This window comes from Streptomyces sp. NPDC003379 (assembly GCF_053589195.1).
The window spans coordinates 1-22,357 of the sequence record NZ_JBSFRK010000019.1 but is presented as its reverse complement, the minus strand read 5'-3'; the positions used below and the strand labels follow the sequence as shown (position 1 = coordinate 22,357).

18 protein-coding genes are annotated in these 22,357 nt (G+C 73.7%); 10 read left to right on the top strand and 8 right to left on the bottom strand.

Annotation, left to right across the window (positions count from 1 at the left end):
• Positions 1 to 130: 130 nt before the first annotated feature.
• Positions 131 to 2,350: a glycosyl hydrolase gene (locus tag ACWDVB_RS20195; protein ID WP_451514817.1), complete on the top strand. Its 2,220-nt coding sequence runs from the start codon at positions 131 to 133 to the stop codon at positions 2,348 to 2,350.
• On the opposite strand, the gene ACWDVB_RS20190 is transcribed toward ACWDVB_RS20195, so the two are convergent.
• Genes ACWDVB_RS20190 through ACWDVB_RS20175 form a run of 4 tightly spaced genes read right to left on the bottom strand, consistent with a single transcriptional unit; the run spans position 2,329 to position 7,133 of the window.
• On the bottom strand, positions 2,329 to 3,477 hold the full coding sequence (locus tag ACWDVB_RS20190) for an XdhC family protein (protein ID WP_451514818.1): 1,149 nt from the start codon (positions 3,475 to 3,477) through the stop codon (positions 2,329 to 2,331). The genes ACWDVB_RS20195 and ACWDVB_RS20190 overlap by 22 nt on opposite strands.
• Positions 3,470 to 5,605, bottom strand: coding sequence for a xanthine dehydrogenase family protein molybdopterin-binding subunit (locus tag ACWDVB_RS20185; protein WP_451514819.1), 2,136 nt, complete (start codon positions 5,603 to 5,605; stop codon positions 3,470 to 3,472). Before ACWDVB_RS20185 ends, ACWDVB_RS20190 begins: the two co-directional genes overlap by 8 nt.
• Positions 5,602 to 6,594: an FAD binding domain-containing protein gene (locus ACWDVB_RS20180; protein ID WP_451514820.1), complete on the bottom strand. Its 993-nt coding sequence runs from the start codon at positions 6,592 to 6,594 to the stop codon at positions 5,602 to 5,604. Before ACWDVB_RS20180 ends, ACWDVB_RS20185 begins: the two co-directional genes overlap by 4 nt.
• Positions 6,591 to 7,133 carry a (2Fe-2S)-binding protein gene (locus ACWDVB_RS20175; RefSeq protein WP_451514821.1) on the bottom strand — a complete coding sequence of 181 codons (543 nt, stop codon included), beginning with the start codon at positions 7,131 to 7,133 and terminating at the stop codon, positions 6,591 to 6,593. Before ACWDVB_RS20175 ends, ACWDVB_RS20180 begins: the two co-directional genes overlap by 4 nt.
• A 236-nt stretch (positions 7,134 to 7,369) precedes the next feature.
• Between ACWDVB_RS20175 and ACWDVB_RS20170 the strand changes: the two genes are divergently transcribed.
• Positions 7,370 to 7,948 carry a TetR/AcrR family transcriptional regulator gene (locus ACWDVB_RS20170; RefSeq protein WP_451514822.1) on the top strand — a complete coding sequence of 193 codons (579 nt, stop codon included), beginning with the start codon at positions 7,370 to 7,372 and terminating at the stop codon, positions 7,946 to 7,948.
• Here ACWDVB_RS20170 and ACWDVB_RS20165 read toward each other — a convergent pair.
• Positions 7,911 to 8,864: a DNA-binding protein gene (locus ACWDVB_RS20165; RefSeq protein WP_451514823.1), complete on the bottom strand. Its 954-nt coding sequence runs from the start codon at positions 8,862 to 8,864 to the stop codon at positions 7,911 to 7,913. The genes ACWDVB_RS20170 and ACWDVB_RS20165 overlap by 38 nt on opposite strands.
• Positions 8,865 to 9,015: 151 nt before the next feature.
• Between ACWDVB_RS20165 and ACWDVB_RS20160 the strand changes: the two genes are divergently transcribed.
• The 3 genes from ACWDVB_RS20160 to ACWDVB_RS20150 are packed head-to-tail and all read left to right on the top strand — an operon-like array spanning position 9,016 to position 11,666.
• The gene (locus ACWDVB_RS20160; protein ID WP_451514824.1) at positions 9,016 to 9,711 is read left to right on the top strand and encodes a type 1 glutamine amidotransferase domain-containing protein; all 696 of its coding nucleotides are present in this window, start codon (positions 9,016 to 9,018) and stop codon (positions 9,709 to 9,711) included.
• 3 nt (positions 9,712 to 9,714) lie between these two features.
• Entirely contained in the window at positions 9,715 to 10,311 is a 597-nt protein-coding gene (locus tag ACWDVB_RS20155; protein ID WP_451514825.1) for a TetR/AcrR family transcriptional regulator, read from the top strand.
• Positions 10,311 to 11,666 (top strand): aldehyde dehydrogenase family protein, encoded by a 1,356-nt coding sequence (locus ACWDVB_RS20150; protein ID WP_451514826.1) that lies wholly within the window; start codon positions 10,311 to 10,313, stop codon positions 11,664 to 11,666. Before ACWDVB_RS20155 ends, ACWDVB_RS20150 begins: the two co-directional genes overlap by 1 nt.
• Before the next feature lie 20 nt (positions 11,667 to 11,686).
• Here the strand turns inward: ACWDVB_RS20150 and ACWDVB_RS20145 are convergent, their stop codons facing one another.
• The gene (locus tag ACWDVB_RS20145; protein ID WP_451514827.1) at positions 11,687 to 12,376 is read right to left on the bottom strand and encodes a M15 family metallopeptidase; all 690 of its coding nucleotides are present in this window, start codon (positions 12,374 to 12,376) and stop codon (positions 11,687 to 11,689) included.
• A 295-nt stretch (positions 12,377 to 12,671) separates the two neighbouring features.
• Positions 12,672 to 15,764 (bottom strand): BTAD domain-containing putative transcriptional regulator, encoded by a 3,093-nt coding sequence (locus ACWDVB_RS20140; RefSeq protein WP_451514828.1) that lies wholly within the window; start codon positions 15,762 to 15,764, stop codon positions 12,672 to 12,674.
• Positions 15,765 to 15,949: 185 nt separating this feature from the next.
• Between ACWDVB_RS20140 and ACWDVB_RS20135 the strand changes: the two genes are divergently transcribed.
• Positions 15,950 to 16,123 (top strand): histidine phosphatase family protein, encoded by a 174-nt coding sequence (locus tag ACWDVB_RS20135; RefSeq protein ID WP_451514829.1) that lies wholly within the window; start codon positions 15,950 to 15,952, stop codon positions 16,121 to 16,123.
• 1 nt (position 16,124) lies between these two features.
• Positions 16,125 to 16,574 (top strand): histidine phosphatase family protein, encoded by a 450-nt coding sequence (locus tag ACWDVB_RS20130; protein WP_451611984.1) that lies wholly within the window; start codon positions 16,125 to 16,127, stop codon positions 16,572 to 16,574.
• Positions 16,575 to 16,592: 18 nt separating this feature from the next.
• Here the strand turns inward: ACWDVB_RS20130 and ACWDVB_RS20125 are convergent, their stop codons facing one another.
• Positions 16,593 to 17,957 (bottom strand): FAD-dependent oxidoreductase, encoded by a 1,365-nt coding sequence (locus ACWDVB_RS20125; RefSeq protein WP_451514830.1) that lies wholly within the window; start codon positions 17,955 to 17,957, stop codon positions 16,593 to 16,595.
• Positions 17,958 to 18,214: 257 nt separating this feature from the next.
• Between ACWDVB_RS20125 and ACWDVB_RS20120 the strand changes: the two genes are divergently transcribed.
• The 3 genes from ACWDVB_RS20120 (at position 18,215) to ACWDVB_RS20110 (ending at position 22,233) form a co-directional block, all read left to right on the top strand.
• Positions 18,215 to 19,636, top strand: a complete 1,422-nt coding sequence (locus tag ACWDVB_RS20120) for a hypothetical protein (RefSeq protein ID WP_451514831.1) — start codon at positions 18,215 to 18,217, stop codon at positions 19,634 to 19,636.
• A gap of 102 nt (positions 19,637 to 19,738) precedes the next feature.
• Positions 19,739 to 20,986: an AAA family ATPase gene (locus tag ACWDVB_RS20115; RefSeq protein ID WP_451514832.1), complete on the top strand. Its 1,248-nt coding sequence runs from the start codon at positions 19,739 to 19,741 to the stop codon at positions 20,984 to 20,986.
• The gene (locus tag ACWDVB_RS20110; RefSeq protein WP_451514833.1) at positions 20,983 to 22,233 is read left to right on the top strand and encodes a vWA domain-containing protein; all 1,251 of its coding nucleotides are present in this window, start codon (positions 20,983 to 20,985) and stop codon (positions 22,231 to 22,233) included. Before ACWDVB_RS20115 ends, ACWDVB_RS20110 begins: the two co-directional genes overlap by 4 nt.
• Positions 22,234 to 22,357 lie beyond the last annotated feature (124 nt).

The window sequence follows — 22,357 nt, the reverse complement described above, 5'->3', positions numbered from 1 at the left end:
GGTGCGGCGCTGCGCACGGCCGCGCCGCGCCCCGTCACAAAGGCCAACTTCCGCCCTACTGCTCCCCAGCGCCCTCCCCTAACCTCGGCATGGCTTGTTGTGGCCATGACGAAGAAGAGGGTGCGTGCCCATGCGCAGACGGCTGCTCCATCTGGTCCTCGCCCCGCTCGTGGGCGTCGCCCTCCTGGCCACCGCACCGGCGGGAGCCGCGCCGCCGGGCCCCGGCGATGTCTACCGTCCCGTGCGCGGGCCCGCCGCACCGGCCGAGTACCGCTATCTGCAGAAGACCGTGCCGGGGGAGCCGATCCCCCGGCACGCCCATGAGAACGCCGCCGCGCAGGCCCGCGAGCTGCCCACCACCGGCGGCCGGTGGAAGGCGCTCGGCCCCACCAACATCGGCGGCCGCATCGTGTCGCTCGCCCTCGACCCGAAGCGGGCCGACACCCTGTACGCCGCCGCGGCCAGCGGCGGCATCTGGCGCAGCACGGACGCGGGGCAGACGTTCAAGTCCGCCTGGCCCGACAGCTGGACCCAGGCCATGGGCGCGGTCGCCACCGGTCCGGACGGCGCCCTGTACGCGGGCACCGGCGAGCCCAACCCCGGCGGCGGCAGCATCACGTACGAAGGAACCGGCCTCTACCGCAGCGCCGACGGCGGCAGGCACTGGCGGCGGATCGGCCTGCGCGACTCCGGCGCCATCAGCGCGATCACCGTGGATCCGGACAACCCGCGCCGCATCTACGTGGCCGCCGCGGGGTCGCTCTACAACGGCGGCGGTGACCGTGGCGTCTACCGCTCGGAGAACGGCGGCAAGACCTGGCGACGGATCCTGACCGGCGCGAACGAGTTCACCGGAGCCACCGAGATCGTCGTCCGGGGCAAGCGGCTGTACGCGGTGCTGTGGGACCACCGCCGCACGCCCGAACTGCGCACCTACGGCGGCGTGGGCTCCGGGATCTTCCGCAGCGACAACGACGGCAAGAGCTGGCGACGGCTCGGCGGCGGACTTCCCGAGCAGGGGCCGGACGTGGGGCGGATCGGCCTGGCGGTCGCGGGTGAGAAGGCGTACGCGATCGTCAACAGGACCAGCGGGCCCTTCGAGGGCTTCTACGCCTCCACCGACGGCGGCGGCAGCTGGCGGCGCACCCCGGCCGACCAGAAGCTGACCGAGTCGCAGTCGACGTTCGGCTGGTGGTTCGGGAAGGTGTGGGCCGACCCGAAGGACGCGGACCACGTGCAGGTCGCGGGCGTGCCCCTGATGACCACGAAGGACGGCGGCGCCACCTGGAGCGCCGACGACACCAGCATCCACGTCGACCAGCACGCGATGGTGTGGGACCCGCGCAGGCCGGGCCGCGTCTACCTCGGCAACGACGGCGGCGTCTACCGCTCCGACGCGAACGGCGACGGCGGCTGGGTCAAGGCCCGGCACGAGCCGTACACCCAGCTCTACAGCGCGGCCATCAGCCCGCAGGACACCGGCCGGATCTCCGGCGGCTCCCAGGACAACGGCTCCCTGCGCTCCTGGGGCGGGGACCGCTTCAACGAGTACCTCGGCGGGGACGGCGAGGAGAACCTGATCAGCCCCGTCGACGTGAACAACGTCTTCGCCTGCTACCAGTACGGCAACTGCTTCCGCTCCACGGACGGCGGCGACACCCTCACCTACTTCGCGGACAGGACGACCTACAAACGCCGCAACTGGTTCACACCCGTCGTCTTCGACCCCAAGGACCCGAAGATCCTCTACTACGGCTCCGAGGTGCTCAACCGCTCCACGGACGGCGGCGCGACCTGGCGGCCCATCAGCCCCGACCTGTCCGGCGGCCCCGGCCCCGACCCGCTCTACACCAACTACGGCACGATCACCTCGATCGCGCCCGCGGGCGACGGCCGCACCGTCTACGCGGGCACCGACGACGGCCGGGTGTGGGTGACCAAGGACCTGGGCGGACACTGGACGAAGCTGGCCGAGGGCCGCTCCTGGGTGACCCGCGTGGTGGTCGACCCCCGCGACCCGGACCGCGTGTACACCACCCACTCCGCCTACCGATCCGGCTCCACCAAGGCGCATGTATACGGGAGTTCGGACGGCGGCAGGAACTGGAGGGACCTGTCGGGCAATCTCCCTGACGCGCCCGTGAACGACCTCGTCCTCGGGCACGGCGGGCGGCTGCACGTCGGCACCGACCAGGGCGTCTTCACCTCCGGCTCGGGCGGGGCGGCGTGGACGCGGCTCGGCCGGGGCATGCCCGCGGTGCCGGTCGACGACATCGAGTACGACGCCGGGCACGACCGGCTGGTGGCCGCCACGTTCGGCCGGGGCTTCTACGAGCTGACCACCCGCTGAGGGCGGCTCCCGGACGCGTCATGGTGGATCGGCGTCCGGGAGCCGGTCAGCGGCAGGCCCGTGCCGCCCTGCCGCACCGCGACGATCTCCGCCGCGATGGACAGGGCGGTCTCCTCGGGCGTACGAGCACCGAGGTCCAGGCCGATCGGCGAGTGCAGGCGGGCCAGTTCCGCCTCGGTGACGCCGATGTCGCGGAGCCTGCGGTCGCGGTCCTCGTGGGTGCGGCGCGAGCCCATCGCGCCGACGAACGCGACGGGCAGCCGCAGCGCCGCCGCGAGCAGCGGCACGTCGAACTTGGCGTCGTGGGTGAGCACGCACAAGGCCGTACGCTCGTCCGTCGCGGTGCGCTCCAGATAGCGGTGCGGCCACTCGACCACGATGTCGTCCGCCTCGGGGAAGCGGACCGGCGTCGCGAAGACCGGGCGGGCGTCGCAGACCGTGACGTGGTAGCCGAGGAACTTCCCGGCGCGGACCAGGGCCGCCGCGAAGTCGACGGCCCCGAACACGATCATGCGGGGCGGCGGCACGCTCGACTCGACGAGGAACGTCAGGGCGCTCCCGCAGCGCGACCCGCTCTCCGAGACGACGAACTCGCCGGTGCGGCCCGCCGCCAGGAGCGCGCGGCTCTCCCCCACCGCCGTGCGGTCCAGCTCCGGGTGCCCGCCCAGGCTCCCTTCGTACGTGCCGTCGGCGCGCACGACGAGCGCCCTGCCGAGCAGGTCGGCGGGGCCCCTGGTGATGCGGGCCAGCGCGGCCGTCCCGCCGTGGGCGGCGGCCGACAGGGCGGCGGCGAAGACCGCCCTGTCCGGCGCGTCCGCGGCCACCGGGGTGACCAGCACCTCGATGACACCACCACAGGTCAGGCCGACCGCGAAGGCGTCCTCGTCGCTGCACCCGAACCGCTCGACGGTGACCGTGCCCTCTTGGAGGGCCTGGACGCACAGGTCGTACACCGCCCCTTCCACGCAGCCGCCGGAGACCGAGCCGATGGCCGTGCCCTCCCCGTCGACGGCGAGGGCGGCGCCGGGGCCGCGCGGTGCGCTGCCGCCGACGTTCATGACGGTGGCGACCGCGAAGTCCCGGCCTTCCTGGACCCATCGGTTCAGGTCGTCGGCGATGTCAAGCACTGCTGCTGCCCGTCGCCGTCGCATCCTCGATCACGCGGTCGGGGCGGATCGGCAGGTTCCGGTGGCGGACGCCCGTCGCGTGCCAGACCGCGTTGGCGATCGCCGCGGCGGCGCCCACGATGCCGATCTCGCCGATGCCCTGGATCCCGACGGGGTCGTCGGGGTCCAGGTCGTCCACCCAGTCCGCCTCGATGTGCGGCACGTCGGCGTGCGCGGCGACGTGGTAGCCCGCGAGGTCGGGGCTGACCGGGGCGCCCGAGGCCCGGTCCCTGACCGCCTCCTCGTGCAGCGCCATGGACAGGCCCCAGGTCATGCCGCCGGTCAACTGGCCGCGCGCGGTCAGCGGGTTGATGATCCGGCCGGCGGCGAAGATGCCGAGCATGCGCCGTACGCGCACCTCACCGGTGGCGACGTCCACGGCGACCTCGGCGAACTGCGCGCCGTAGGAGTGCCGCTCCTTCTGCGTGAGCGTGCCGAGGAGGGCGCTGGTGTCGGACCGGACAGTGATCCCCTCCGGCGGGATGTCACCCCCGGGCACCAGCTTCTCCCGCAGCTCGCGCGCGGCGACCGTGACCGCCCAGCCCCAGGACCGGGTGCCCATCGAACCGCCCGCGATCATCGCGGGACCGAAGTCGCTGTCGGCGATGCGGACCTGGACGCGCTCCGGCGCCACCTCCAGGGCGTCCGCGGCGATGAGCGTGAGCGCGGTCCGGGCGCCGGTGCCGACGTCCGCGGCGGTGATGCGCACGGTGAAGGTGCCGTCCGCCCGCGCCGTCACGGCCGCCGTGGCCGGGCCCACCAGGACCGGGAAGGTCGCGGCGGCGGTGCCGGTGCCGAGCAGCCAGCGCCCTTCGCGGCGCAGACGGGGACGCGGGTCGCGGTCCGCCCAGCCGAACCTGCGGGCGCCCTCCTCGAAGCAGGCCGTCAAGTTGCGGCTGGCGAACGGCAGCCCGGAGACGGGTCCGACCTCCGGTTCGTTGCGGGCCCGCAGCGCGATGGGGTCCATGCCGCACTTCTCGGCGAGTTCGTCGAGCGCGGACTCCAGCGCGAAGGATCCCGGGGCCTCGCCGGGCGCACGCATCCAGGTCGGCGTCGGCACGTCGAGGCGTACGACGCGGTTGACGGTGTGGTGCGCGTCCGCGTCGTACATCGGGCGCCCGTAACCGGCGCTCGGCTCGATGAACTCATGGACGGTCGATGTCAGGTTCTGCCCCTGGTGGTCGAGGGCACGCAGCCGTCCGTCGGGCTCGGCGCCGAGCCGGACGCGTTGCGTGGTGGGGCTGCGGTAGCCGACGAGGGAGAACATCTGGCGGCGCGAGAGCACGACGCGGACGGGGCGGTGCAGAACGGTCGCCGCCATCGCGGCGAGGACCTGGGGGACCCGCAGGCCCTTGGAGCCGAAGGCCCCGCCGACGTGCTCGGAGCGCACCCGCACCGAGGCCGGGTCGAGGGAGAACAGCTTCGACAGCTCGTCCGCGATCCAGGTGCTGCCCTGGTTGGAGTCGACGATGTCGAGGCGTCCGCCCTCCCAGCGCGCGGTCGCCGCGTGCGGTTCCATCGGGCTGTGGTGCTCTTCGGGCGTGGTGTACTCGGCGTCAACGAGGTGGGTGGAGGCGGCGAGTTCGGCCTCCAGGTCCCCCTTTTGCGTACGCATGTCGTCGCCGTCCGGCGTGTAGGTGCCGGGGCGTCCCGCGGAGAACGCGATGTCGTGCGGCTCCTGGTCGTAGCGGACCACGAGGGCCTCGGCGGCCTCCCTGGCCTGCTCGGACGTCTCGGCGACGACGAGCGCCACCGGCCAGCCGACGAAGTGCACGCGGTCGTGCTGGAAGACGCCGACGACCGGGTCGGGGCGCCCCAGCATCCCTTCGTAGTCCGCGTCGACGCGCGGCGCGTTCCCGTGGTGCAGGACGGTCAGGACGCCGGGCATCGCGAGGACGGGTCCGGTGTCGACGGAGGTGACGCGGCCGCGGGCGATCGTGGAGAGCACGAGCCAGCCGTGGGCGAGGTCGGCGAAGGGGATCTCACCGGCGTAGCGCGCCGCGCCGGTGACCTTCTCGACGCCTTCGACGCGGGTGTGCGCGACGCCGACGAAGCGCGTCACCGCGGTGGGTCCGGTCGTCGTGGTCATCGGGCGGCCTCCTCGGTGAGTTCGGTCAGCAGGGCCACGACGAGGTTGCGCGTCAGCGTCACCTTGTACGCGTTGTGGGGCAGCGTCCGGGCCGCGGCCAGCTCGGCGTCCGCGGCGGCGGCGAACGCCTCGGCGGTCGCCGGGCCCCCGGTCAGCGTCCGCTCGGCCTCCCGCGCCCGCCACGGCCGGGACGCGACGGCACCGAAGGCGATACGTGCCTCGCGTACGACACCGTCGCGTACGTCGAGCGCCCCGGCGATGGAGCCGATGGCGAACGCGTACGAGGCGCGCTCGCGCACCTTGCGGTAGCGGGAGTGGGCGGCGACGGGGGCGGGCGGCAGGATGACGCCGGTGATGAGCGCGCCGGAGGGCAGCGCGGTCTCCAGGTGCGGGGTGTCCCCGACCGGGAGGTAGAACTCCGCGAGCGGCAATTCGCCTGCCCCGTCGGCTGTTTCGTACGTCACGACGGCGTCGAAGGCGGCGAGTGCCACGCCCATGTCGGAGGGGTGGGTGGCCACGCAGTGCTCGGTGGCGCCGAGGATGGCGTGGTTGTGGTGCTCGCCCTCGATGGCGGAGCAGCCGGTGCCCGGGGCGCGCTTGTTGCAGGGCTTGCTGAGATCGGTGAAGTAGCCGCAGCGGGTGCGCTGGAGCAGGTTTCCGCCGACGGTCGCCATGTTGCGCAGCTGACCCGAGGCACCCGCGAGGACGGCCTCGGCCAGCGCGGGGTAGCGGCGCCGCACTTCGGGGTGGGCGGCGAGGTCGCTGTTGGTGACGGTCGCGCCGACGCGCAGCCCGCCGTCGTCGGTGGACTCGATGCCGTCCAGGGGCAGTTCGCGTACGTCGACGAGGAGCGCGGGCCGCTCGACGCCGGTCTTCATCAGGTCGACGAGGTTGGTGCCGCCGCCGAGGTAGCGGGCGTCGGGGTCGGCGCCGAGCAGGGCGACCGCCCCGGGCACGTCGTGCGCCCGCCGGTATTCGAAGTCCCTCATATCGCTTCCTCCTCTGCGCGGGCCGCCTTGGCGACGGCCTGCACGATGGACACGTACGCGCCGCAGCGGCAGAGGTTGCCGCTCATCCGCTCGCGGATCTCCTCCGCGGTCAGCTCGGGCACGCCCGCCTCGGGCCGCACGTCGGTGGTGGCGGCGCTCGGCCAGCCCGCCGCGTGCTCCTCGATCACGCCGAGGGCCGAACAGATCTGTCCGGGGGTGCAGTAGCCGCACTGGAAACCGTCCAGGTCGAGGAAGGCCTGCTGCACGGGGTGCAGCCGGTCACCGTCGGCGACGCCCTCGATGGTGGTGATCTCGCGCCCCTCGGCGGCGACCGCGAGCTGCAGGCAGGAGACGGCGCGGCGGCCGTCCATCAGCACCGTGCAGGCGCCGCACTGGCCCTGGTCGCAGCCCTTCTTGGTGCCGGTGAGATCGAGCCGCTCGCGCAGCGCGTCGAGCAGGGTGGTGCGGTGGTCGACGGTCAGTGTGTGCTTCTCGCCGTTGATGTTCAGGGTGAGGGCACTGGACGTCGATGGAGCCATGAGCAGCCTTCTTTCGCGAATCGCGTCGAACGAGGCGGTCCCGGCGGGAGGTTCGGGAGGAGGTGGCGCTGTACAGGAGAAGGAGAGGGGCGTCCCGCGCACGGCGGACTGCCCCCTGGCCGTGTCTGGCGCTATGGTGGCCCTAAGTGGACAGTTGTCCATTAGCCTTCGAACTTAGTGGACAGCTGTCCGCTTAGCAAGGCCGAATCGGGCCGTGAGGCGCGGGAGGAGAGCGAGTGGGGCAGCACAAGGACGCACCCTTGCGCTCGGACGCGCAGCGCAACCGCGACCGCATCCTGGAAGTGGCCCTGGCGGAGCTGACGCGGTGCAGCGACGCGCCGCTCAGCACGATCGCGAAGAAGGCGGGTGTCGGGCAGGGCACGTTCTACCGCAACTTCCCCAACCGCGAGGCCCTGGTCCTGGAGGTCTACCGCTACGAAGTGCAGCAGGTCTCCGACACCGCCTGCCAGTTGCTGCACACCCGCGCCCCCGACCAGGCCCTGCGGGAGTGGATGGACCGCCTCGTGCAGTACGCGATGGCCAAGGCGGGACTGGCCGACGCCATACGCCGTGCGACCAGCGCGCTCGGCAGCCTCGCCGGGGTGGGCCACGGCCCGCTGACCCAGGCCGTGGCGCTCCTCCTGAAGGCGAACGAGGAGGCGGGCACCATCCGCCCCGGGGTGAGCCCCGACGACTTCCTGCTCGCCATCGCCGGGCTGTGGCAGATCGATCCGCACGGTGACTGGCAGGCGCGTGCGGGGCGCCTCATGGACCTCGTCATGGACGGGCTGAAGGCCGGCGCTCCGGGGCGCTGAGCCCGTCGAGGTCGAGCACCTTCAAGAGGTGCGCCGCCCCGTCGCGCAGCGAGGCGGGGGCCGCCGCGCTGCCGCGCAGCCGGACCGCCGTGGCGGCGAGGGACCCGGCGGTGCGGGCGGACCCGATGCGGCCGGCGCGGGGCACGAGATCCACGACGACGTCCTCGGCCTCCCGCCAGGCACCGGCTCCCGCGAGCGCCGAGAGCAGCTGGGCGCCGAACAGGTCACGGTAGGCGGGGCCGCCGGGGGCCGTGGCGGCCCGGTGCAGGAGCGGGATCGCCTGGTTCCAGCGGCGCAGCCGGGCCAGGACCCAGCCGTGGTGGCCGAGCAGTTCGGTGCCGTCGATCCACCACGCCCAGGGCGGGTCGTGGCGGGAGACGCCGTCCAGGAAGCGGCTCCGGGCGCGGCGGATCAGCTCCATGGGCTCACGGTGGCCGCCGAGCAGGGCGATGGCGTGGGCCCGGCGGATCAGGACGAGGGCGTCGACCCTGGCCGGGAGCGCGCGGGGCCCCGCCACCCGGGAGGCGGTCTCCAGTGCGGCGCGGGGGCGGCCGGTATGGGCCTGGAGCATGCTGTGGTTCAGGAGCACGAGGCGCGCCGTCCAGCGGTCACCGCAGATCTCCGCGAGGGCCAGCGCCCGCGCGTTCGCCCGGTGGGCGTGGCGGTGGAGTCCGGCGTCGAAGAGGATCCAGCCGATGACCTCGCACAGCTCGGCGAGCGCGGCGAGCAGCTCACTGTCGAGATGCCGCGGGCTCGCGGGCTCGGCGGACAGCTCGGGCACGCGTCGTACGGTGTCGCGCAGCGCGGGCACCGCCGCACGGGCGCCGTGCGTGGCGTCCAGGGCCAGCAGATGCCGGAGCGTTCGTATGACCGACGGCACGGTCGAGCCCCGCCGCTCACCGCTCTGCTCCGGCATTCCCTGTTCCCCCATCGGTTTTCCGATACCTCGTATTTATTTCCGCATTGGATAGTTATGTCCGATCGGTCTACCGTCGAGACATCGCCGTACTGACGTTCTGCGCATGAAACGTCAGAGCCACTGAACCTCCTCACCCTCGGAGACCACCATGTCGAAGATCCTTTTCGTTGTCACCGGCGCCGACCACTGGACGCTGGCCGACGGGAGCCTGCACCCGACCGGCTTCTGGGCCGAGGAGGCCGTCGCCCCCTACGAGGCGTTCAAGGCGGCCGACCACGAGATCGTCGTCGCCACCCCGGGCGGCGTGGTCCCCACCGTCGACCGCGGCTCGCTCGCGCCGGAGGCCAACGGCGGCCAGGAGGGCGCCGACAAGGTCGCCGCCGCGCTCGACTCCTTCACCGAGCTGCAGCACCCCGTCAAGCTGGAGGAAGTGGACCTCGCCGACTACGCCGCCGTCTTCTACCCCGGCGGTCACGGCCCCATGGAGGACCTCGCGGTCAACGCCGACTCCGGCAGGCTGCTCGCCCTGGCGCTGGAGATCGGCATGCCGCTGGGTGTGGTCTGCCATGCCCCGGCCGCCCTGCTCGCCGCCACGAAGGCCGACGGTTCGAACGTCTTCGCCGGGTACCGGCTGACCGGCTTCACCAACGCCGAGGAGACCCGGGCGGGCCTCGCCGACAAGGCCAAGTGGCTGCTCCAGGACCGCCTGGTCGAGATCGGCGTCGACTTCCAGGAGGGTGAGCCGTGGGCCCCGAAGGTGGTCGTCGACCGCAACCTCGTCACGGGCCAGAACCCCGCCTCCTCCGCCCCGCTCGCCGCCGAGCTGCTGAAGAAGCTGGCCTGAGCCATGGGCACCGACCGGCTCGACGAGGTCCTCGACGCCGCCTACGACTGCCTCACGCGGTACGGCGCGCGACGCACCACGATGGACGACATCGCCGCCACCATGGGCGTGTCCCGGTCAGCGGTCTACCAGTACGTACGCAGCAAGGACGACGCCTTCCGCAGGCTCGCGGGACGCCTCCACGAGCAGGCGCTCCGGCGGGCCCGGGAGGCGGCCGAGGCGGACGCCCCTTACGGGGAGCGGCTGTACGGCGTCCTGGCCGCCAAGCTCGACCTCGTGCTCCAGCTGACCGGGGACTCCCCGCACGCCACGGAGCTGCTCGACGGGAAGGCCCGGCTGTTCGGCGAGATCTGCACGGCGTCCACCTCGGAGCTGCGCCACCTCCTGATCGCCCTGTTCACCGAGGCGGGCACCACGGAGGGCGTCGAGCCGTCCGAGGCCGCCGACATCTGCGTCGCGATGGTCGTCGGCCTGGAAGCGACGCCCCGCGCCCGCGACCTCCTTACCCCGGCGACCGCCGCCCTCGTGACGGGCCTGCTCGGCGCCGCCCACACCCCTCACACCCACTCTTCTCCCAGCACCCCCCGAGGAACATCCTGATGACCACCACCGCCGCCACCCCCGCCGAAGAGACCCGAGGCAGCGAGGACACCGCGGCCCTCGTGGCCCGGCTGCGCGCCACCTTCGCCACCGGCCGCACCCGGCCCCTCGCCTGGCGCGAGGAGCAGCTGACCCGGCTGCGCGCCCTGTTCACCGAGAACCGCGAGGCCATCGCCGACGCCCTCCACAGCGATCTGCGCAAGCCCCGCCCCGAGGCGTACGCCGCCGAGGTCGACCTCCCCGTCCACGAGATCGACCACACGCTGGCCCATCTGGCCCAGTGGCTCACCCCGACGCCGCTCGACCAGGAGGCCCTCGCCGGACTGCCGCAGGGGTCCACGGCCGGTACGCAGTACGAGCCGCTGGGCACCGTCCTTGTCATCGCGCCCTGGAACTATCCGGTGCAGCTCTCGCTCGTGCCGGTCGCGGGCGCGCTCGCCGCGGGCAACGCCGTCATCCTCAAGCCGAGCGAGCTGGCCCCGGCGACCTCGGAGCTGATGGCCCGTCTCGTGCCGCGGTACCTGGACCCGGAGGCGGTCGCCGTCGTCGAGGGCGGCATCCCGGAGACCACGGCGCTGCTCGCCCAGCGCTTCGACCACATCTTCTACACCGGCAACGGCACGGTCGGCCGCATCGTGATGCGCGCCGCCGCCGAGCACCTCACCCCCGTCACGCTGGAACTGGGCGGCAAGTCCCCGGTGTTCGTCGACCGGGACGCCGACATCACCACGGTCGCCACGCGCCTGGCCGACGCCAAGTTCCGCAACGCGGGGCAGACGTGCGTGGCGCCGGACTACGTCCTGACCGACCCGGCCACCGCCCGCGCCCTCGAAGTCGCCCTCGCCGAGGCCCTTGAGGGCATGTTCGGCCCGGACCCGCAGTCGTCAGAGGCGTACGGGCGCATGGTGAACCAGCGGCACTTCGACCGCGTCGCCGCGTTGCTCGACTCCGGGACGACGGTGTTCGGCGGGCGCACCGACCGCGACGACGTGTACATCGCGCCGACCGTCCTGGCCGGGGTGACGGGCGAGGACCCCGTCATGCGGGAGGAGATCTTCGGGCCCGTCCTGCCCATCGTCGAGGTCGCCGGCCTGGACGAGGCCATCGCCTTCATCAACGACCGCGACAAGCCGCTCGCCCTCTACGGCTTCACGGAGAACGAGACCACCCGGCGGCGCCTCGCCGCGGAGACCTCGTCCGGCGGGCTGGGCTTCGGGCTGCCGATGGCGCACCTGCGCGTGCCGGACCTGCCGTTCGGCGGCGTCGGCGAGAGCGGCATGGGCAGCTACCACGGCCCGCACTCCATCGCCGCGTTCAGCCACCGCCGCGCGCGCCTGGACGTGCCCCTCGGCTAGAAGGGTCAGCCGGGCAGGGCCTAGGCGTGAGGCGACACGCCCTGCGGCCCGGTGCGCGCGCCGAACGTCACCGGGCCGTAGTGGGCGGTGGGTGCGCTGGTCGTGTGGGCCCAGTAGCGGTCGCCGTACGACCAGTGCCACCACTCGGTGGGGTAGTTGACGAGGCCCGCCGTGGCCAGTGCCGCGCTCAGTGTGCGGCGGTTGCGGCGGGCCGCGGCGCAGATGCGGTCGGTCTCGGTGTAGCAGGCGCCTTCGCTCTCCTCGGGGCTGGCGTTCACCGGTGTGCCGAGGTCGAGTTCGGTCCCGGCCGTGGTGCACAGCGTCACGTCGACGGCGGCGCCCGCGACGTGCGGGCCCACCTCGGGCGGTGACAGGGAGCGGCTCGTCTGCCGGTGGAGGTGGTCGGCCGACCAGTCGGGGTGGGCGCGTCTGAGTTCGGCGGCGTACTCCTCGTAGTACTTGATCTGCAGGTCGAGCGGGCGGTAGCCCTCGGTGACCAGCAGGCGCAGGCCCTCGGGCAGCAGCCGGGCGGCGCGGGCGAGCCGCCAGACGACGCCCTCGCGCAGCTGGGCGTAGGCCCCCGCCGGGTCGGCGAGACGCTCGTCGACATCGACGAAGGGCAGCTGGCGCAGGTCGACGAGGGCCTCGCCGCACTCGTGGACCGGGATGCCGACCACGCGTGGATCGTTCATGAGGATGATCGGCGGCATGCTCGGCCCCTTCGTGGCAGGAGTGACGGGCACAGCTCCGGGGGCGGGCCACGGCCCGCCCCCGGAGTCCCCCGCCTTGCAGTGGCTCCACGCGAAGTACGGCCCATACGGCCGACTGTCGCGGTCGTATGGGCCGTGCGAGGCAACAGTGACCTTTCCCCCGTTAGATCCCCCGTTGCATTCGTCCCCCGTGTTGTCGACCCTTTGGCGCCGCCGACACGTAGAGCGTCCCGCAAGGCGCTGCAAGTTCTCTGCAAAACCGCGCCAAGTCGTCCCCGAGCCACGGCCGGGACGGTCAGCCGTCCCCCTCATCCCGTTCTCGTGCCTCGTACGCGGTGAAGACCTCCTGTGCCTCGGCGCGCAGCGTGAGCGCCTGGTCCCGTTCGCCCAGGGCCTCACGCGCGGCGGCGAGGTCGCGCAGGGTGCGGGCCCGGGGCAGCGGCAGCTCCAGGGCGGCCCAGAGCGTGGCCGCCGCCGTGAGGTGCTTCTCGGCGGCGTCGGGGCGTCCTGCGGCCAGTTCGCACTCGCCGAGTGTGCGCAGGGCGAGCGCCTCGCCGAAGCGGTCGTGGTGGGAGCGGCAGGTGGCGAGGACGTCCCGCAGATCGGTGCCCGCCTCGGCCCACCTGCCGAGCCGGAAGCGGCACTTGGCCCGCGCCTGCACCGCGTACGCCGACATGAGCGGGTCGCCGATGACGCGCAGGAGGTCCACCGCGCGGTCCGACAGCTCCTCCGCCTCCTCGTACGCGCCGAGCGCGCGGTGCACCAGGCTGATCGAGCGCAGCGTGAGCGCCTCGCCGCGGCGGCTGCCGAGGCTGCGGTAGGCCCGCAGCGACTCGTCGAGGAGGGTGAACGCCTGCTCGTGTTCGCCCAGTTCGAGGTGGACCGTGCCGGCGAACCGGCAGGAGAGCCCGAGCCCCGGATCGTCCTGGAGACCGCGGAAGCCCTCGACCGCCCGGCCGAGCACGTCGAGGGCGGCGCGCAGCCGGCCCGCTTCGCGCAGGGCGCTGCCGAGTCCGGCGAGGGCGGCGGCCCGGCCGCGCCCGTCGCCGAGTTCGGCGCAGAGCCCGGCGGCCTGGCGGAAGTAGACCTGCGACTCGTCGAACCGGTCCTGCTCGTAGCGGAGTTGGCCGAGACCGATGAGCAGCAGGGCCTCGCCGGAGCGGTCCTCGGCGCGGCGGGCGGCGGCCAGGGCGGCGTCGTGGCTGCGCCACCAGGCCTCGAAGCGGTTGCCGACGGCGTACGCGGACGAGCAGAGGGCGGCCGCGGCCTCGCAGGCCAGGGTGTGCAGGTCGTAGGCGGCTGCGCGTTCGACGGCGGCGGCGAACGCGTCGGCCTCGGCTTCGAACCAGGCGGCCGGGTCGGCGAGCGCCCGCCGGGTGGCGTCGGGCCCGACGGGCCGCACGAGGTGGCGCATGGCGTCGGACGCGGCGCCGACCGGGCCGCCCGAGTCGAGGAAGCCGCGGTGCAGTTCGACGGCGCCGGACGGTGTGGCGGACGCGACGCGGCCGGTGAGCCAGAGCCCGGCGCCCAGCGCCCTGCCGATGGCGGCGGAGCGTTCGGCGGGGGTGTCCTCGGCCTCGGCGCGTTCGGCCGCGTAGACCCGTACGAGGTCGTGCGGCCTGTACCGGGCCTGTCCGGCGCGGTCGACGACGGTGCAGTGCAGCAGCTGGGCGTCGATGAGCTGCTCCACGACGCGCTCCGCCTCGGTCTCCGGCACGTCCAGCAGGGCGGCGATCACCCAGGAGGCGACGTCGGGCGCGGCGAGCAGGCCGAGGCGGCGCAGCGCGGTGCGGGCGGGGGCGTCCAGGGCCCGGTAGCTCAGGCCGAGTCCGGCGCGGACCTCCAGGTCCCCGACGGACAGTTCGTCCAGGCGGTGGCGTTCGTCGGCGAGCCGCTCGGCGAGGGTGCGCGCCGTCCAGTGTTTGCGGGTCGCGAGGCGGGCCCCGGCGATGCGCAGGGCCAGCGGGAGGCCGCCGCACAGCTCGACGACGCGGCGCACGGCGTCGGGCTCGTCGCGCACGCGCCACTCGCCCGCGACCCGGGCGAGCAGGTCGGCGCCGGGCCGTGTGTCGAGCACGTCGAGGTCGGTGCGGTGGGTGCAGGGCAGGGCGCCGAGCCGGGCGCGCGCGGTGATCAGGACGCCGCAGGTGGCGCTGCCCGGCAGCAGCGGGCGCACCTGTGACTCGCTGCCCGCGTCGTCGAGTACGAGCAGGACGCGGCGCCCGGCGACCAGGCTGCGGAAGAGGTCCCTGCGCTCGGCGTCGCCCTCGGGGGGATCGGCTCCCAGGGCGCGCAGCAGGCGTCCGAGCACCTCGCCGGGGGCCACGGGGTCGGTGGCGCCGCGCAGTTCGGCGTAGAGCTGCCCGTCCGGGTAGGCCTCGGCGACCCGGTGCGCGGCGGTGACGCCCAGGACGGACTTGCCGACGCCGCCGGGTCCCGTGACGGCGACGACGGGCATGGCCTCGCGCGGCCCGGGGCCGGTCAGGGCGGCCCGCACCTCGCTGAGCTGCGCCTCACGTCCGGTGAAGTCGCCGATGGCGGGCGGCAGGAGGGCCGGGGCGGGCGGCGGGCCCGCGTCGTGGGGGCGCGGGCGTTCGCCGACGGCGGTGTCGCCGGCCACCGGTGTGATCCGGGCGGCGGGCAGCAGCTCCTCGTCCGCCCGCAGGATCGCCTCGTGCATCGCCCGGAGCCCCGGCCCGGGGTCGATGCCCAGCTCTTCGGCGAGTACGTCGCGGCCCTCCGTGTACACCGCGAGCGCGTCCGCCTGGCGCCCCAACCGGTAGAGGGCGAGCATCAGTTGGCCGCGCAGCCGCTCCCGCGTGGGGTGGGTGGCGACGAGGGCGGTGAGTTCGGCGACCAGTTCCGTCTCCCGGCCGGCCTGGGCGAGGTCCGCGGCGATCCGCTCCTCCAGGGCCGCCTGCCGGGCCTCCTCCAGCTGATCCGCCATGGCCCGCAGGGTCTCGCCGATGCCGCCGAGGGCGGGGCCGCGCCAGAGCGCGAGGGCCTCGCTCAGGAGCCGGGCGGCGGCGGCGTGGTCGCCCGCGGCGGCCGCCTGCCGCCCCTGTCCCGTGAGCCGCTCGAACGCGGCGCGGTCGACGACGTCGGCGTCGGCGTGGATCAGATAGCCGGGCGGCTGTGTCTCGATCACGTCGGCGGACAGCGCGCGGCGCAGTGCCGAGACGTACGACTGGATCAGGGAGCGTGCCGTGTCCGGCGGCCGGTCGCCCCAGATCGCGTCGATCAGTGCGTCGGCGGAGACCACACGGCCGGGCTCCAGGAGGAGCGCCGCGAGCAGCGCGCGGGGCTTGGGGCCGCCGAGCGCCAGGCGGCGCCCCTCGCGCCATGCCTCGACCGGCCCCAGCAAGCGGTAGTGCATGTCCGTGTCCACGCCCATCTCCATGGGTCTTGCCCCGCACCGCCCCCGCTCCGTGTTCCCCGCTCTCCGGCCCCTCGCTGCGACCCCGCCCCCGATCGACGGTCATGGTACGTCCGCCGGGCGCCGACTCGGCTTCGGGCACAGGGAATCAGCCACGCGTCACGCATGGTGGGTACCCGCAGGAAAGGCAGGCACTGATGCGCAGCATGTACGTCATCGCCCACCCGGAGGCGACCCATCACGTCGAGCGCGTGGTCGGCGGCTGGCACGACTCGCACCTCACCGCGGCGGGCCGGAGCGCGGCGTCCTCCATCGCCGGGGCGCTGCGGGCCCGGATCCCCGAGGGCGCGGAAGTGGAGCTGATCTCCTGATCTGCGACGCGCCCGGCAGACGGCACAGGCGGCGGCGGAACTGTTCGGCGTACAGACGTCCTTGGACCGCAGACTGCGGGAGAAGTCCTACGGGGAGGCCGAGGGGCGGCCGCAGGAGTGGCTGGACCGGCGGTTCGTCCCGCCGCCGGCCGACGGTGACCGGATGGGCCACCAGGAGGGCGTCGCGGGCGCCGAGACGAGAGGGGAGTGCGCGCGGCGCGTCTACGCGGCCATGGACGAGCTGCTGCGCCGCCCCGGCGGGCACCAGATCGTCGTGACGCACGGCTTCGCGCTGACGTTCGTCGTGGCGGCCTGGATCAGGATGCCGTACGAGTCGCTGGGCTCGGTCAGTTTCCGGGCGCCCTCCGGCAGCATCACGGTGCTGCGGGAGGACGACTTCTTCCACAACCGGCAGGTCGTCAGCCTGGGCGACACGCGTCACCTCGGCTGACGACCCGGGTGGGAGACCTCAGGCGCCGCTCGCGTCGAGCATGTCCTCGCGCTCGACGATCTTCACGCGCTCGCGGCCCTGCGGCTCGCCCAGCGCCTTCTCCGCGGCGTCGAGGCGGTACCAGCCGTCCCACGTGGTGAAGCGGACGTTCCGCTCCCCGAGGAACGCGTCCACGGCCTCCGGAGCGGGCGCCTCGGGGGTGTGCAGACGGCCGTTCCTGTGGTCGTCGAGGAGGCTGGCGACCGTCTCGTTGGCGTCGCCCTTGGTGTGTCCGATGAGCCCCACGGGCCCGCGCCGGATCCAGCCGGTGACGTACGTCGAGCCGAGGTGCTCGCCGGTCTCCTCGATCACCCGGCCAGCCTGGTCGGGAACCGTGCCCGACGCGACGTCCCAGGGCAGCTTGGGCAGTTCGTCGGAGAGATAGCCGACGGCGCGGTAGACGGCGCCGAGGTCCCAGTCCTTGAACTCGCCGGTGCCCTTGACGTTGCCGGTGCCGTCCAGGGCGGTGCGCTCGGTGCGCAGGCCGACGACCTTGCCGTCCTCGCCGAGGATCTCGACCGGCGACTCGAAGAAGTGCAGGAACAGCTTGTGCGGGCGGTCGCCGACGTCGCGGATCGCCCAGTTCTCCAGGGTCTTGGCGACCATGTCGGCCTGCTTGTTGCCTCGCCGCGTGGCGATCGACCCGTCGTCGTAGTCGATGTCCTCGGGGTCGACGATGACCTCGATGTTCGGGGAGTGGTCCAGCTCCCGCAGCTCCATCGGGCTGAACTTCGCCTGCGCGGGGCCGCGGCGGCCGAAGACGTGGACCTCCAGCGCCTTGTTGGCCTTCAGGCCCTCGTGGACGTTGGGCGGGATCTCGGTCGACAGCAGCTCGTCGGCGGTCTTGGCGAGGATGCGGGCCACGTCGAGCGCGACGTTCCCGACGCCGAGGACGGCGACCTTCTCGGCCTCCAGCGGCCAGGTCCGCGGCACGTCGGGGTGGCCGTCGTACCAGGACACGAAGTCGGCGGCGCCGTACGAGCCGTCGAGGTCGACGCCGGGTATGTCCAGGGCGCGGTCGGCCGTCGCACCGGTGGAGAAGATCACCCCGTCGTAGAAGCTGCGCAGGTCGTCGAGGCTGATGTCGTTCGGGTAGTCGACGTTGCCGAAGAGCCGGATCTGGGGCTTGTCGAGCACCTGGTGCAGGGCCGTGATGATGCCCTTGATGCGGGGGTGGTCGGGGGCCACGCCGTAACGGATCAGACCGAAGGGGGCCGGCATCCGCTCGAAGAGGTCGATCGACACACCGGGTTCGACAGCCACCGCCGACTTCAGCAGCGCGTCGGCAGCGTAGATCCCGGCGGGGCCGGCTCCGACAATGGCTACCCGCAGAGGGCGAGGCATGTTCAGTTCCCTTCGAGCGGTGATCAGGTACTCACCGGGAAGCCTAAGCTAAGGCATGCCTAAGTAAGTAGCCGGGTCAGATTTATGACCCCATAAGGCTGCCTTATGGGTTGCCCCCGGTGATGCGATGCCTTCAGCCGCGGCTTCCGTCTCGCCGAAATCACCTGGTAGATCGAACTGGAGAGCGCTACGATCGCCGCGATGACGACTCACTCTGTTCACAGATTGGGGGCCCCGTCCGCGCAAGGTGAGTGCTGATGCTCACTCACACAGCGCGCGGGGATTCCCGCCTCTCCTTCTGGTCGCGCGTGCGAGAGTTCGCCGTGCCGCTGCCCATGATCGAGTCCGCGACCGCCCGCCGCCATGTCGGCGACTGGGCGGGGGCGTGCGCCGCCGCGGACTTCGACCTCGACCTCCATCCGCGCTCCGTTGCCCGCACCCATGGCACGGAACTCGCGGCCCGGCTCCGGGACGACCTGCGTCACCTGGCTCCGGACCTCCTGCGCTGGCACATGCCGAGGATCGCTCCCGACGGACTGCTGCGCCCCGGCCTGACCATCGCCCTGGCGCGGTACGCCGACGCGGGGCGCGGCGGCGCGGGCCCCCTGTACCTCGTGGCCAGGACGGCACCGACATGGGCCGAGTCCGGTCAGCGGATCAGCCTCGCGCTGTGGGACGGCTCCCGCTCCGGCGCGGGCTCCCGCTTCGATGCCGGCGCCTCGCACCACCCGCATCCGCGTCCCAGCCGACGGTTCCGCCTCGATCTGCACCGACATCTGTGGGACGCGCGCAGGGCGGATGAGCTGCGGACCCGTTCCGGAGCCGATCGACCGCCCAGTGAGGGCAGCCCCGTGGTGGGCGCGGACGCACTGCCGGACGGACGTGGACACGGGCACCCGTACGCCCTCGACCGTTGGGCGGCCGAGGCGGACCTCCTGCTCCGCGCCGAAGGGCGGCCCTCGGGCCCGGTCCTCGTGCGGGTCGACGCCCGGCACCGGCTGGTCCTGGACCCCGTCCCGGGCCGCACCGAGCCCGCCGTCGACCCGCGGATCACGCCCGCGCCCACGGACGGCAGCGCCTCCACGCTGCCGGTCCTGCCCGACGCGGCGACCTGGGTGCCGCCCGACCTGGAGCTGGTCCGCACCGGTTCGATCGACGTCGAGCGGCTGCACCCGCTGGTCGCATCGGCGCTGGCCCCGGGTTGCTCACCGACCGGCCCCTCCCCCGCGCTCCGGCGGGCAGGACAGCCGCGGCCGGTGAAGTGCCGGGGGGCCGAACACCACATCGGCCTGGTCAACGGGGTGTTGACCGCGCTGGACCACGATCCGGCCGAGATCCGGCGGGAGGAGCTGCTGGCCGCGCTGTCCGGCACTCCGCTGCCCTGCCTTCAGGCGATCGACGCGGCGCACCGCCATCCGTCCTGCCTCGCCGACGTCCGCGAACGCCTGGACCACGGCGACACCGCGGGTGCGCTGGCCGTCGTCGAGAACCTGCTGGGTCCCGACGCGGTGCTCCGCGACGGCGCTCTGCGGGACGAGCTGGAGAGGGCCGCGCTCGGGCGGATCACGTACGGGCTCTACAGGGCCGGTCTGTCGGGCCCCGCGCCCGACCGCGTCCCGCCGGCCCAAGGGCGTTCACGTGAACGCCGCTCACGCCCGCGTCACTCGACCCTTCGCTGAACCCGGGCCCGCTGTGCGGGCGTTCGCCCTCGGCCCCACGCGGCTCACCATGATCCATGAGCGCCTCTCCTCCGTACGCCACGAACCCAAAGGTGATCACACATGCCCACGTCCACCCCGCTCGCGCCCACCGAGCCCCCCTCCTCCCAACTCGGCGTCGCCGATGCCCTGCTGGCCCTGCTGCGGGACACGGCCACCGAGCCGCGCCCCGACACCCAGCTGGAGGCGCTGGCCCTGGCCGTCTCCGCGGACCTGCCCGTGCTCCTGTGGGGCGAGCCGGGCATCGGCAAGACCGCGGCCATCGCCCAGCTCGCCACGTCCCTCGACCTGCCGCTGACCACGGTGATCGCCAGTGTCCACGAGCCGTCCGACTTCTCGGGCCTGCCCATCGTCGGAGACGACCCCGCCGAGCAGGGCGTCCCGATGGCCCCGCCGGACTGGGCCGTGCGCCTGGTGCGGGCCGGGCGCGGGCTGCTGTTCCTGGACGAGTTGTCCACCGCGCCCCCGGCCGTGCAGGCCGCCCTGCTCCGCCTCGTCCTGGAGCGGCGGATCGGTGCCCTGCGGCTGCCGCCCGGCGTCCGGATCGTGGCCGCCGCCAACCCGCGTTCGTCGGCGGCCGACGGCTGGGAGCTGAGTCCGCCCCTGGCCAACCGCTTCGTCCATCTTCAGTGGACCCACGACCACGAGGTCGTCGTACGCGGCCTCGGTGGCACCTGGCCCCGCGCGACCCTCCCGCGGCTCGCCCCTCAGAAGCTGCCGGAGGCCGCGGACTTCGCCCGCCGCGCGGTCTGCGGGCTCCTCGCCGCCCGCCCCGGACTCGTCCACCGGCTGCCCAGTGGCGAAGCGCGCCGGGGCGGCGCCTGGCCGTCCCCACGGAGCTGGGAGACGGCCCTGCGCCTGATCGCCTTCGCGACCGCCGCCGGCTCCTCCCGTGAGGTGCTCTCCCTGCTCGTCAGGGGCGCCGTGGGGGACGGCCCGGGGCTCGAACTGCTGGCGGGCCTGGACCGGATGGACCTCCCGGACCCCGAGGTGCTGCTCGCCGACCCGGCGGGCGCCGCCCTGCCCGAGCGGGGGGATCTGCGCCAGGCCGTACTCGACGGCGTGGTGGAGGCGGTGCGCGGGAGGCCGGAGAAGTCCCGCTGGGACGCGGCGTGGGCGCTCCTGGTCCGGGCGGTGGAGACCGGCGCCCCTGACCTGGTCGTCGTCCCCGCGACGACGCTCGCCTCGCTGCGCCGCGCGGACTGGGACGTACCGGCGTCGATCGAGCGCCTCGCCGGAACGGTGTCCCTGTCCCAGCGGGCCGACCGCGCGGCGGCCCGGGCCCGGGTGGCCACCAAGGCCGGCCGATGATCCCGGACACGGTGGGAGCCCTGTCAGCGCTGGACCGCGACAAGCTCTTCGCCGCCCGGCTGCAAGCGGCCCGGGCCCGCCCGTACTTGGCGACGGCCCTGTTCGCCCTGCACACCGTCGAGTCGCGGCGGGTGCCGACCATGGCCGTGGACCGGCACTGGCGGTGCTACGTCTCACCCGGCTTCGTGGCCGGGACGCCGGTGGAGGAACTGGCCGCGGTGTGGGTGCACGAGGTGTCCCACCTGCTGCGCGACCACCACGGACGCAGTGACCGGGTGGCGCGGGAGCGCGGTCTGACCGGTCCGGGGGAACGGCTGCGGATGAACATCGCCGCGGACTGCGAGATCAACGACGACGTGTTCGGTGACGGTCTGGTCCGGCCCGAGGGTGCCGTGTCGCCGGGGACGTTGGGGCTTGCCGAAGGGGAGCTCATGGAGGACTACCTGCGCCAGTTCCGGCTCGGTCCGCGTACGCAGGCCATGGCCTGGCTGGACTGCGGCAGCGGCGCCGACGGGCTGGAACGGGAGTGGGAGCTGGGCCCGGACGGCGCGCACGGACTCAGCGCGCAGGAACGGGACGCGGTGCGGTTCCGGGTGGCGCAGGGCATCACCGCCCGGCCCGGCAGGACCCCGAAGAGCTGGCAGCGGTGGGCGGAGGAGGCGTTCCATCCGCCGCAGGCGTGGCGGGAGCTGCTGGGCGCGGCCGTCCGGTCGGCGGCCTCCGGCCCCGGCGTGGGCGAGGACTACACATATGGCCGGCCGGCGCGGCGCTCGGCCGGGGTGCCCGGCGTCGTGCTGCCGAGCCTGCGGCGCAGGCCGCCTCGGGTCTGCGTGGTCATCGACACCTCCGGCTCGGTCAGCGACGCCGAACTGGGCAGCGCGCTCCTGGAAGTCGCCGCGATCTCCCGTGCCGTGGGCGGCCGTCGGGACCTGGTGACCGTGCTGCCGTGCGACGCGTCCGCCCGGCTCGTGCACCCGCTCTGCCGCGGTGAAGGCATTCCGCTGATGGGCGGCGGCGGCACGGATCTGCGTACGGGCTTCGCCAAGGCGCTCCGGGTGAATCCGCGCCCCGATGTCATCGTCGTCCTGACCGACGGCCAGACGCCGTGGCCGGCCACGCGGCCGCCGTGCCGGACGGTCGTGGGCCTCTTCCCCCGGCAGGGAGCCGACGGGTCGTGGGACGAGGACGACCCCGATTACGTGCCGGATCTGCCGCCCGACTGGGCACGCGTGGTCGACATCGGGTGAGCCCCCGCCGAGTACGACATCCCGGCCGGCCGGCAGGAGGAACGCGCGGGGGGGGGGGGGGAGGGCCCCTGGCGACACCCTCGCTGGGCATGACCGTCGGCCACCCCCCCGCGAATGCCGTAGC

What these genes read in the sequence shown, in the direction of transcription:
- ACWDVB_RS20165 (WP_451514823.1), bottom strand. Translation starts at nt 8,864, where the DNA reads ATGCCGGAGCAGAGCGGTGAGCGGCGGGGCTCGACCGTGCCGTCGGTC.
- ACWDVB_RS20180 (WP_451514820.1), bottom strand. Translation starts at nt 6,594, where the DNA reads ATGAGGGACTTCGAATACCGGCGGGCGCACGACGTGCCCGGGGCGGTC.
- ACWDVB_RS20195 (WP_451514817.1), top strand. Translation starts at nt 131, where the DNA reads ATGCGCAGACGGCTGCTCCATCTGGTCCTCGCCCCGCTCGTGGGCGTC.
- ACWDVB_RS20155 (WP_451514825.1), top strand. Translation starts at nt 9,715, where the DNA reads ATGGGCACCGACCGGCTCGACGAGGTCCTCGACGCCGCCTACGACTGC.
- ACWDVB_RS20110 (WP_451514833.1), top strand. Translation starts at nt 20,983, where the DNA reads ATGATCCCGGACACGGTGGGAGCCCTGTCAGCGCTGGACCGCGACAAG.
- ACWDVB_RS20135 (WP_451514829.1), top strand. Translation starts at nt 15,950, where the DNA reads ATGCGCAGCATGTACGTCATCGCCCACCCGGAGGCGACCCATCACGTC.
- ACWDVB_RS20120 (WP_451514831.1), top strand. Translation starts at nt 18,215, where the DNA reads ATGCTCACTCACACAGCGCGCGGGGATTCCCGCCTCTCCTTCTGGTCG.
- ACWDVB_RS20175 (WP_451514821.1), bottom strand. Translation starts at nt 7,133, where the DNA reads ATGGCTCCATCGACGTCCAGTGCCCTCACCCTGAACATCAACGGCGAG.
- ACWDVB_RS20185 (WP_451514819.1), bottom strand. Translation starts at nt 5,605, where the DNA reads ATGACCACGACGACCGGACCCACCGCGGTGACGCGCTTCGTCGGCGTC.
- ACWDVB_RS20150 (WP_451514826.1), top strand. Translation starts at nt 10,311, where the DNA reads ATGACCACCACCGCCGCCACCCCCGCCGAAGAGACCCGAGGCAGCGAG.
- ACWDVB_RS20160 (WP_451514824.1), top strand. Translation starts at nt 9,016, where the DNA reads ATGTCGAAGATCCTTTTCGTTGTCACCGGCGCCGACCACTGGACGCTG.
- ACWDVB_RS20145 (WP_451514827.1), bottom strand. Translation starts at nt 12,376, where the DNA reads ATGCCGCCGATCATCCTCATGAACGATCCACGCGTGGTCGGCATCCCG.
- ACWDVB_RS20115 (WP_451514832.1), top strand. Translation starts at nt 19,739, where the DNA reads ATGCCCACGTCCACCCCGCTCGCGCCCACCGAGCCCCCCTCCTCCCAA.
- ACWDVB_RS20125 (WP_451514830.1), bottom strand. Translation starts at nt 17,957, where the DNA reads ATGCCTCGCCCTCTGCGGGTAGCCATTGTCGGAGCCGGCCCCGCCGGG.